The organism is Methanolobus bombayensis, from assembly GCF_017873415.1.
GTDB lineage: Archaea > Halobacteriota > Methanosarcinia > Methanosarcinales > Methanosarcinaceae > Methanolobus > Methanolobus bombayensis.
The window spans coordinates 1-12,144 of record NZ_JAGGKD010000028.1 but is presented as its reverse complement, the minus strand read 5'-3'; the positions used below and the strand labels follow the sequence as shown (position 1 = coordinate 12,144).

General features: G+C 35.4%; 5 protein-coding genes. 4 read left to right on the top strand and 1 reads right to left on the bottom strand.

What is annotated here, in order from left to right:
* Positions 1 to 78: 78 nt before the first annotated feature.
* Positions 79 to 4,392 carry a PAS domain S-box protein gene (locus J2746_RS14485; RefSeq protein WP_209622756.1) on the bottom strand — a complete coding sequence of 1,438 codons (4,314 nt, stop codon included), beginning with the start codon at positions 4,390 to 4,392 and terminating at the stop codon, positions 79 to 81.
* Positions 4,393 to 5,257: 865 nt separating this feature from the next.
* On the opposite strand from J2746_RS14485, the gene J2746_RS14480 reads away from it, so the two are divergent.
* From J2746_RS14480 to J2746_RS14465, 4 genes are all read left to right on the top strand, one after another.
* On the top strand, positions 5,258 to 11,200 hold the full coding sequence (locus tag J2746_RS14480) for a PAS domain S-box protein (protein ID WP_209622754.1): 5,943 nt from the start codon (positions 5,258 to 5,260) through the stop codon (positions 11,198 to 11,200).
* Between the two features lie 153 nt (positions 11,201 to 11,353).
* Complete coding sequence (locus J2746_RS14475) at positions 11,354 to 11,548, top strand: PAS domain S-box protein (protein WP_209622751.1); 195 nt, start codon at positions 11,354 to 11,356, stop codon at positions 11,546 to 11,548.
* 15 nt (positions 11,549 to 11,563) lie between these two features.
* Positions 11,564 to 11,701, top strand: a complete 138-nt coding sequence (locus J2746_RS14470) for an ATP-binding protein (RefSeq protein WP_209622748.1) — start codon at positions 11,564 to 11,566, stop codon at positions 11,699 to 11,701.
* 234 nt (positions 11,702 to 11,935) lie between these two features.
* On the top strand, positions 11,936 to 12,144 hold a 209-nt coding region (locus J2746_RS14465), incomplete at its 3' end, for a CHASE3 domain-containing protein (RefSeq protein ID WP_209622745.1).

Here is a 12,144-nt window from a genome sequence, read left to right as displayed (position 1 = left end):
AGTTCATGAAATGTTCATTAAAACTTAGTTTTGCAAAAAGATGGATAGAAAAGTTCATGAGCGATAAGTTAGAAATGTTTAGTTAATGACTATAATTTTGATGTTCTTTTTTGATGCTTTAAGTGAAAGTATGTCCACAGTTTCATTAACAACATTATTGATATTAAAAGATTGCAAATTAAGTGTCAGATTATCATGTTTCATATCCACATATTCCAGTATCTTATCAACTACATCCAAAAGTTTGTAGCCACCTTCTTTAATATGTTCTAAATAGGGACGATGGGAATCGGATAGTGGTTCATTTTCTTCACTGAGTAGCAGATCTGAAAAACCAAGTATTATATGCAAAGGTGTTTTCAGTTCATGTGACACATTCTTGAACATTTCATCTTTCATGCGGTTTGCTTCATCAGCAGCAACCTTTGCACATACAATAGCTTCTTCTGCTTTAACTCTTGGAGTGATGTTCATCTGGGTCCCTATCAAACGATGGGGGCTTCCGTTTTCATCAATATCATTGGGTTTACCTTTCATTGAAACCCAGACCCATTCTCCTGAGCTGTGTTTCAATCTCAGATCCATATGTAATGGTTTTACTTCAGTGATCGTGCTGTTCAAAGTTTCCATAATAATTGGCCTGTCATGGGGATGCGCTTTGCTGATAAATGTTTTAAGATCAGAGGATATATCTTCATGTTTGTATCCAAGCATCTCATAGACCTCAGAACTAACCCATATCTGGTTTGCATCAAGATCAAAATCCCATAGGCCGGTAGATGATGCTTCCATTGCAAGAGCAAGGCGTTCATTGCTCTCTTTGAGGGTTTTTTCTGTCTCTTTGAGCTCACTTATATCCAGTGCAACACTCAGAACAGCCTGTTCACCTTTCCAGCTAATAAGCTTTGTACTGATCTGTAATGGAAATTTCGTTCCATCTTTCTTTAAATGACATACTTCAAAGGATGCAAAACCCTGATCCATTATCAGTTGCATTCTTTCCGGTATTTTCCTGGCAGTTTCGGGGTGGTCCAGTTGTTGAAGATTAAAATCTTCCATATCACCTGCAGAATAGCCATGTATTTCATAGGTACGTTCATTAGCATACATTATATTGCCTTTAAGATCATGAACTGTGACCGAAGCAGGAACAGTTTCCATAAGACTTGCAAGGATCTTCAGTTTCTCATCATTTTTTCTTTGTTCGGTAATATCCTGATGCATGCCTATGCATTTAACAGGTACACCATTTTCATCAAATACGAACCTTGACCGGGATTCCCATATTCTTTCAATACCATCCGGACGAATTATACGGAATTCCATTGGCCATGTGTTGCGCTGCAGGATCATCTTCCTTATTTCTTCTTCAACAAAGTTGCGATCATCATGATGTACCAGTGAATGTATAGAACTATCCATTTTTCCGGAAAAATCATTTTCTGAGATGCCAGCTAAAGATAGCATATTTCGGGAATATTCTAAAGAGTCATCTCTCAGATCCCATACAAAAGAACCTATTCCGGCAATATTCTGGACATCATTAAGAATTTCTTCATTTTCTTTTAGATCATTCTGTATCTTTATCTTTTCGGAAATATCTCTGCAGATGCAAAATATAAGTTTCCGGTCTCCGAACTGACATCCAATTGAACTTATATCAACGTTAAAGAAAGTACCGTTTTTACGTCTGTGAACAGTTTCAAATCTGTCTCCATCCGTACCGACCTTTATTAACATATCCAGAAGTTCTTTCTTTGTCCATTGTGCATCCCAATCCCATACATGCAGATTCTTTATCTCCTCAGAGGAATAGCCCAGATCTCTGGCAAATTGCGGATTTGAGTCATATACTTTTCCACATTCATCAAGGACAACTATTCCATCCCTTGATTGTTCTAAGAAAACACGGGACCTTATGGATTCTTCTGCTAACTTCTTTTCTATCTTCTTTTTTTCAGTAACATCTGAACCCATTACAAGGTTTGCAGGTCCATCACTGAGCATAACAGGAACTGAAACTGATTCCATAAGTTTTATGGTTCCATCCTTTGCTATAACTTCCAGTTCCATGGTTGTATTAGAATTGCCTTTTGACAGATTTTTCATTCTGTTCTTGATTTCATTCATGCATTTGTGTGAAATCGTATTCTCAACAGGAACTCCAATAAGTTCTTCCGGATTTTCATAGCCAAGATTTGAGGCACCCAGAGGATTTGCATAGATGTATTTTCCATTCCTGACAAGCAAAACGGACATAGGTGCTTTTTCAAGGATCAAACTGTTCTTTTCTTCGCTTTCTTTCAATGCTTGTTCTGAGCGTTTCCATTCGGTAATGTCCAGTGCAGTAAAGGTTACACCTTTTGGCATGTCAGAAGGGTCCATAGGTGTCGAAGATAAGAGAACATCAATTATATTTCCGTCTTTTTTCAACCATTTGGTCACGACTGTTCCTGTTCCTTTTTCTTCTATCTGACGGTACTTCTCTGTGCCGACATAATCAAAGTCCTCTCTTGTAGGATACAGCATACGTGCATGTGAACCGATGAGTTCATCATAGTTGTAACCTGTCATTTCTGAAACAAGAGGATTAACATTTGTTAAAATACGATTATTAACAATCCCAATTCCCACAGGTGCGGCCCTGAAAATACTTTTTAATCTCTCTTCACTTTGCTTTACCTGTTCCTGTATCTTTCGCTGTGACAGTGCCAGAGCAATATTATCTGCAAGACGTTCAAATAAAGCTACCTTTTCAGCCGAGAAGATCCCTTTTCTTTTATCGTTGAACTGAATTAATCCCTGAGTCTCTCCCTGAGTACGAATTGGAATAAGAGCAAAAGATTCATATTCTTCACCATTGCAACGATCGCATGCACTTGCTCTTCCATCCTGTCCCGATGCATCTGACAGTATTTCAGATGTGGAATTTGTCCAGAAACTACCATTGGTTGTGAAAAACGGACTTTGAGAGTCAAAGCGTCCGCAAATAACGTCCCCGCACATGCATTCAAGGACAGGATTGCCGCTATCATCCCGGAGTAGCTGACCATTGACATCATAAGAACAAAGTGAATTAACTAACAATACTGAATCTTCAGGGAATCCTTTAGTGTGATAATATGGATAATCATTTCCTTCTTTTAATCTGATACCCACAGCTTCGCAACCTGACCACTTGTATAATATGTCTACTACTGAGGGAATGAGTTCATCCTTTTCATTTGAAGTGTTCAAAAGACTTAGAAGATCTACAGTTATTTCTTTCTCACTTTCTGCTATTTTTTTTTCTGTGACATCTCTCAGAAAACAGGAAAAACCAGGCCTTTCTTCTTTAAGGTAAGAAGAACTCACTTCAATATCCAATAATTTTCCACATTTAGTGCGATGTTTCGTTTCAAAACGATCTGCTCCATTCTCTATAACCTTACGCAAATGAGCTGCAATTTGTTCAGGGGTCTCATTTGCCTCTATATCGGATATATCCATCTCAAGTATTTCTTCACGTGAATATCCGCTCATCCTGCAATATGCATCGTTCACTTCAACTATCCTGCCCTCCATATCCACATGCCAGAATCCATCTATAGCACCTTCTATGATGGTTTTGTATATTTGCGTCTGTCTTTGTACGGAATTCTCTGCTTCTTTTACAGGGGTAATGTCCATTCCGAATATTGCTAATTTTTCTACATTGGAATTTTCATCAATGACAGGATAGATAGAACTTAAGATAGTATGGCCTTGACGTTTGTCTTCAAGGTGGATAGGTTTTCTTGATTTGATAACTTCATTGCCAGCTTTTCTTCTTTGATACGCCACATCTTCGGGTAAAAAGTTATAAATATTCCTTCCTTTGAGATCTCTAACTGATGTTCCAAACCTATTGGCAAGTGCTTCATTAGCTTCAATTATCTTACCGTGAACATCTATTATAAAAATTGATTCTGTACAGGCATTGAGAAGAGCATTCATGTTCTTTTCATTGCTTTTCAATTTTCTCACTAAATGGTTTCTCTCGGTTACATCTTTAATGACTCCGATAATGCCTGCAACATTACCTCCGCTGTCACTAAAGGTTGAGCTATAAAAAAGAAGATCTTTTTCATATCCTTCCGGAGATTCCAACTTCCATTCGTAAGTATGTTTTCCGGAGTTATCTAACAGTTCACGGTCCATATTGGCATATTTATCAGCAGTTTCCTGGGATATTATATCGTAAACTGTGTTACCGATGATTTGATCTTTGGATTTTCCGATCAAATTTTCAAAAGCTTTATTGCAACCTAAAAATACCCCATTGTCATCTTTATAGAACACTGGCAAAGGAACCGTTGCAACCAGTGTTTCCAGAAATACCGGATTTCGATGAACTTTATTGTTTCTTATCATTCCCACACGAAGATTTTTTAAAATATGATATTTGTAAACAAATCTAGTTTTAATCTATAGGTTCCATGTATAGTTATTTTAACTCATAATGAATTTTGTTGACTGAATAACTACCTCTTTTTCACTATCTCATCTAAATATCTTCATTGACATCTCTTATTTTGATCATATTTAAATTTAGCCATATGTAATAATAATCAAATGTTACTATTGTACGTAGGTAATAATAATAGTGACTCAGCGACGAGTTTACCTAACAATTGTGGGGGATGGGTGTTGGGTGGTACATTAAAATTAATCCTACTGAGCCATAAATGAAAAATAAAATCAATGATATTTATAAATTTTGATTTACATCTATATAAAAAAACAATGTATAAAGAAAAAATAAATTTTTTAAAATCATATTTACTATAAAAGAAAATTATAAATTTTTTAAATAATTAGAAAAGAACACCGATAAAAAGGAATCGATGTTCTTTTGAGGATGTGAACACTATTAAAAAAGTGCTAGCTTTTAGATTTTATTCTTGTATATATACAAATTCTATAGTAATAAATGATTATAGTTCTTCAGATCTTTGTGTAACTTCCTTTTTCTTTTTGATGTTTGTTTAGCATAGGTGTTCAACAAAAAAACATTTATACATCCTTGTTGTCTCAGTTAAATTGAATTCATCAGGTTCAATATAACCTTTCTTTTATAAACATCTATGATTTTATGATGGTATGTAAGAAAAGTTGCGAATTAACAGTGTTATGTGGTAATTATATATATGGTTCAATATTAATGATATGTGAACTTATGTTTGCATCATTGTGCTAATATGTAAAAGTTGATTATTAAAACAAATGGTTGGATCATATGAGGTCAAAAAGAACATCAAATTCGAAAATGAATATATCAGAATATGGTCCCATATTCAATAATGACCATATTGTTATGTTGATACTTGATCCAGACACTCTTAATATTCTTGATGCAAATAATGCTGCTTGCAAATTCTATGATTATTCATATGAAAATATCGTCAATACAAATATATCATCTTTTACTGTCTTATCTGAAAATGATCTGCGAAATGAATTAGAAAAAGCAAAGAATGAAGTTCAAACTTCTTTTATCGTTAGTGAGCAACTACCAAATGGACATATACGTGATGTAGAGGTCAATGCATTTCCGATAAAAAGCGATGAAGGTACCCTTCTTTGCTTCATTATAAGTGAGGTTTCAAGGTCAGGCTCTGCCAATGAAACACGACTAAGAAGTATTATAGATATACTTCAATCAAATCATGATTCTATTCAGGATTTTCTTGACTTTGCTCTAAATGAAGCTATTGACCTTACTGGAAGTAAAATTGGTTATATCTACTACTATAGCGAAAAAAAGCAGGAATTGACTCTGAACACGTGGTCTAAAGAAGTTATGGAGGAATGTGAGATTGTTGAGCCACAGACTGTATATCAGCTTGAATGTACAGGTATCTGGGGCGAGGCAATAAGGCAGAGGAAAGCTATAATTGTTAATGATTTTGATTATCCCAACCCATTAAAAAAAGGTTATCCTGAAGGTCATGTTAAATTACATAATTTCATGACCATACCAGTATTCAGGAACAAAAAAATAGTTGCTGTTGTTGGGGTTTCCAACAAAAAAACAGACTATACAGAGGATGATAAACTCCAACTGACTTTGTTGATGGACTCAATTTGGAACAAAATTGGGCAAATAGGTGCTGAAGCTGCACTAAAAGAAAGTGAAAAAAACTATCGTAACCTTTTTGAGAATGATATAAGTGGGGTGGGCATACATAGGCTCATTCGTGATTCTTCAGGTTTACCTTTCGATTTTGTATATCTGGATGTTAACAACGCATTTGAGAAACATACTGGGCTAAAAGCTACAGATGTACTTGGAAAACGTGTAACTGAAATTATACCTGGTATTAAAGAGTCAGGTCTTATCGAGAAATACGGGAAAGTAGTGAGTACTGGTGAACCGATAAATTTTGAAACATTTTCTCCTCCATTACAACGGCACTTTAGTGTTAGTGCATACAGGATTGAGAAAGATGTCTTTGCTACTGTATTTCAAGATGTCACTGAAAGTAATGAGATGCAACAAAAGTTACTGGAAAGTGAGCAACGTTTCAGAAGACTTGCAGAGAACGCTGATGACCTTATATACAGATACGATTTTATTCCTGAACGTAAATTTGCATATGTTAGTCCGTCTGCAATGAAAATCACTGGTTATACTCCGGAAGAACATTACGATGATCCTGATCTGGGACTTAAGATCATCCATCCTGATGATCGGTATTTATTGGAGAAGATGAGAGAGAATGCAGAGGGTGTTAGTGTTGTACTTCGATGGATAAAGAAGGACGGAACTACTATCTGGACCGAACAAAAGAATGTTTTCCTTTATGATGATGCGGGAAGATTACTTTCAATGGAAGGAATAGCCCGAGATATAACAGAACGTAAACAAATGGAACAGGAACTGGCTAAGAGTCAGGAAAAATATCGCTTGCTTTCCGATGTAACTTTTGAAGGTATTCTCATTCATGACACTGGTATAGTTATAGAAGCAAATATTGCATTGACCAGAATTACGGGATATACACAAGAAGAGCTTATAGGTAGTAACATTCTTGAATTGGTCGTCCATCCCGATGACTGGAATTTTGTTCAAGAGCAGATGGTAAAGGATGTTGCCAAACCTTATGAGGTACGTTTAGTTAAAAAAGATGGACATGTTGTTCCAGTGGAAATCGAGGCCTACAATTTACTATACTCTGATTCACAAGTCCGCGTTGCAGCTGTTCGTGATATCACTGAACGTAAAGTTGGAGAAGAGAAACTTGAAAAGGAACAATCTTTACTAAAAGGACTTCTAAATTCAATTCCTGATATAATCTTTTTCAAGGACCTTGATGGAATATATTTAGGTTGTAATCCTGGTTACTTGGAGTTCACAGGTAAAAAGAAAGAAGAGGTCATTGGTAGCACAACTCACGATTTATTTAGCAAAGAGATTGCTGATGAACTTATAATGAATGATGAAATAGTTATCAGGAACAATGAATTATATCATCAGGAAAAATGGTTTGAATATCCTGATGGTAGTGAAGTTCTCCTGGATATTATAAAAGCCCCTCTACTCAATTCTGCTGGCCAAACAATTGGACTTGTGGGTGTTGGTCGAAATATCAATGATAAATGGTATGCTGACAGGGCTATAAAAGAATTAAACACTTTGAGTCAGTCTACCTTAGATTCTCTTGATGCCAATATCTGCGTCCTCAATGAGAATGGTGATATCATAAAAACAAACAGGTCTTGGGATAACTTTGCAATTGAGAACTCAGCTGATCTTGATAAAGTGGGTATAGGTACAAATTATATAGAAGCTTCAAAAAACGCTATTGGTGAAGGTTCAGATATAGGTATGAAATTTGCCATTGCTATTGAAAAAGTGATTTTAGGAGAATACTCACGCTTTGAAATTGAATATCCGTGTCATTCTCCAGAAGAAGAACGCTGGTTCATAGGGAGGATATACCCTTTTGAAGATTCAGATTCATTTCCACAAAAAGTGGTTATATCTCATATAAATATCACTCAACGTAAAGCTGCAGAAAAGGCACTACAGGAATACACGGATGATCTTGAAAAAAGTCGTGAACAGTTCATGCTTGCTGTTAATGGCTCAATGGATGGGATATGGGATTGGGACCTCCGTAACAATAACTTATACATTTCTCCAAGATGGAAAGAGATGATAGGTTATGAAGACCATGAACTTCCAAACAGCTTCTCTACATTTGAAGAGAGGATACACCCTGATGACAGGTCAAGGGTTATGAAATATATGGAAAAATATCTTCATGGGGAGATTTCTGATTATAAGATAGAATTCCGTTTCCTTCACAAAAATGGAACTTATATATGGGTACTTGCAAGGGGAGCGGCATTGAGGGACGATGAAGGTTACCCTTATAGAATGGCAGGATCACATACGGATATCACTGATGCTAAAATTGCAGAAAAGAAAATATTAGAAAAGCGTCAAAGATTACGAAATATTATTGACGGTACAAATGTTGGTACATGGGAATGGAATGTAAAGACAGGTGAAACTACATTCAATGAGCGTTGGGCTGAGATAATAGGTTATGAACTAAAAGACCTTGAACCTATTAGCATTAAGACGTGGATCGATAATGTTCATCCAAAAGACCTAAAAATATCTGAAGCACTTTTGAAAGAACACTTTGAAGGCAAAACTGATTTTTATGAATGTGATGTACGCATTCGTCATAAAAATGGTGAATGGGTATGGGTTCATGATTGTGGCAAAGTAATTGAGTGGGATTGCAATAGAAAACCTCTGTTGATGTATGGGACACATGCGGATATAACCGACCGTAAAAGAACAGAGAAAATGTTGCAGGAGAATCGGACCCTCTTACAATCCATTATTGATATTCTGCCCGGGGCACTTAATGTGGTGGACACAGAATATAATATCATCACTTTAAATAATTCTGACATGTGGTTAGAGATGTCAGGCTCTGATTCTGTTACAGATCTAGTTGGTCAAAAATGCTATGAAGTTTTAATGCAAAAAGATTCGCCTTGTGAATGGTGTAAGATACAGGATGCATTATCTACCGGAGAGACGGTTTTTGATGAAACCAATAGTCAGGATGAACGGGAGATAAGGACAGGAAAATCGCTCCAATATTCTATATCTCCTATAATGGGTGACAATTGTACTGGATTAGGTGTTGTAGAATATGGAGTTGATGTTACTGATCTGAAAAATGCCAAATTGGATGCTGAGGCTGCTAATAAGGCAAAGTCCGAATTTCTGGCAAATATGTCACATGAGATACGCACGCCTATGAATGGTGTAATAGGAATGACTGATCTGTTGCTTGATACTCAACTTGACAGTGAACAGAAGCACTATGTAGAAACAATACAAAATAGTGGGGCTGAATTACTAGAACTTATCAACGATATACTTGATGTTTCTAAAATAGAGGCTGATAGAATTGAACTTGAAAAAGTAAATTTTGATATTTATGAATTAATGGAAGAACTAGGATCACTTTTGTCTATAAAAGCACATTCAAAAGGGTTGGAGTTCATATGCGCTGCAGAACCTGAAGTATCACCATATATAATTGGTGACCCTGGTCGTTTGAAGCAAGTTCTCATTAATCTTGCTGGTAATGCCGTTAAGTTCACAGATAGAGGGGAAATATCTTTGCGTGTATCTCTTGAATCAGAGACTGAATCAGAAATGATGTTACGTTTCTCTGTAAAAGATACTGGTATAGGAATACCTGACAATAAAATAAAAGTTCTATTTGATAAATTCAGTCAGGTGGATGCTTCTACAACCAGGCAATATGGTGGCACAGGACTTGGACTTGCTATATCCAAAAAGTTAGTGGAAATAATGGGAGGTGTGTTAGAAGTTAAAAGTGAGGTTGGTGAGGGTTCTGAATTCTGGTTTGTAGTTGGTTTTGAAAAATATTCAGGAAAAGTGCTTGATGAGCATACATGTTCAGAAGTGAAAGATTCTCATGTGTTGATAGTGGATGATAGTGCTACAAACCGTGAGATACTTTCAAAACAACTTGAATCATGGGGGATCAAAGTTACAATGGCTGCCGATGGTCCGCTGGCACTTCAAGAGCTTTCAAAGGCATATTCTAGAGGTGAAACAATTGATGCAGCTTTACTGGACATGCAGATGCCAGGTATGACTGGTGAGGCTTTAGCACGTGTTATCAAGGCTGATAAGACTTATAGTGATATTCCATTGATGATTCTGAGTTCTTTAGGCCAAAAGTCAAATTACTCTCAATGCGATGAGTCTCTTTTTGAAGCATGCCTTACAAAGCCAATAAAAACTTCTGAACTTTGCAATGAGCTACACTTCATAATCAACGACATCAAAAATAATAGATTTTCAGCGGTTAATATAGAAAGCCAAAAAGATGTCGAAGTAGGAATGAATAAAATGAAAATCCTGCTTGTAGAAGACAATATTGTGAACCAAAAGGTCGCACAGACAATGTTGAGAAAACTATGTCATCTGGTCGATACTGCAAATAATGGGGAAGAGGCCATTGAAGCTCTTAAGAATATTCCATATGATCTTGTTTTCATGGATATTCAAATGCCTGTTATGGATGGAATGGATGCTACTCGAATTATAAGAAGTACAAATTCTGCTGTTCTTGATCAAAATGTACCTATTATTGCAATGACTGCTCATGCAATGAAAGGGGATGAAGAACGTTGTTTAGATGCTGGTATGGATGATTATATATCAAAACCAATCACATTGCAAGCAATCAATGATATACTCGACAAATGGATAGAAACCATAGAGAACACTCACTCAGAAATCAATAGAAAATCCGATAATCAAATACTTTTTGAAGATGAAATGATATTTGACAGTAATTTATTGATGGAGAATGTAATGGGTGATGGAGATACAGCCAAAGAGATTCTTTTGACATTTCTGAGGGATTCATCGAAGCAGATGGATAATCTGGAGAAGTCTATAGATAAAGAAATAGTCTTTGATGTTATAAGTTCTGCGCATTCATTAAAAGGTTCTTCTTCTAATATTGGTGGAAATGCGTTAAGTTCTATTTTAGCGGAGTTAGAGAATGAAGTTAAATCAAATAATATGGGAGCAGTTAAAAATTTATATCCAAAAATAAAATGTCAATATCAATTATTAATAAATGAAATCAAGAAAATGTGTTAGTTTGGATTTATCAAAAATGTTTTAACAATAATATACATTTATATATTTATATTAATATATAAACGCCTAATTAACATGTTGAAGTGTTTGATGTTTTCGATTAACAAACCAATAATTAATTTTTACCTGAAGTCTTTATAAGTGGGGTGCATAATGGATTCAATTCTTGATATCATAAAAAGGGAAATAAATACAAACATAGAGAAAGAAAATCATGTGGTAAAAATTCCTGAAAGTATCTATAGGCTTCTAATTGAATCAGAAATAGACTGTTACTGCTATGTTGACAAAAATGGCAACTTCCTCGAAGTGAGTGAAACATATTCTAAGCTTGTAGGTTATGCTTGAGAAGAACTCTTAAACATGGAAGTCGTTGATCTGGCTCTGGCTCAAAAGATAATTGAACTTCATAAAGGTACTATATGGGTTGAAAGTGAAATTGGTAACGGCACCACATTTACAGTTCAGCTTCCTTTGAATAAGAGTTTAGGTAATAATTAAATGAAAACCACTTATTACATAGGGTATAACAGTTAGAGTATTCATTAAATATTTCTGATTCTATCTTTCTTATAATAATAATAAAGTTTTTATATCATTTTTAATATATGCTTGTTCAACAGTTAAACAATTGAGTCACAGAATGTTACATTATCATTTCAATAGAATTTATAATCATACGTTTTGTGAGTATTTTATGAATGGTATAGTTATTTTTCAAAAGGAGAGGAAAATGTGTTTGAGAATATGAAAATCAAAAACATCCTGATAGGAAGTTTTGCAGTATTATTATTATTAACTGCTATAGTGGGATATAGTGGTTACAATGGAATGATGAATGTAGATGATAGGGTAGTAAAGGCGGATGATATGAACCGCCTTGTCAAATACATGAAAGATGCCCGTATATCGCAGGAAAGCTATCAGCTAACACAGGATCCTGC

What these genes read in the sequence shown, in the direction of transcription:
- J2746_RS14485 (WP_209622756.1), bottom strand. Translation starts at nt 4,392, where the DNA reads ATGATAAGAAACAATAAAGTTCATCGAAATCCGGTATTTCTGGAAACA.
- J2746_RS14480 (WP_209622754.1), top strand. Translation starts at nt 5,258, where the DNA reads ATGAGGTCAAAAAGAACATCAAATTCGAAAATGAATATATCAGAATAT.
- J2746_RS14475 (WP_209622751.1), top strand. Translation starts at nt 11,354, where the DNA reads ATGGATTCAATTCTTGATATCATAAAAAGGGAAATAAATACAAACATA.
- J2746_RS14470 (WP_209622748.1), top strand. Translation starts at nt 11,564, where the DNA reads ATGGAAGTCGTTGATCTGGCTCTGGCTCAAAAGATAATTGAACTTCAT.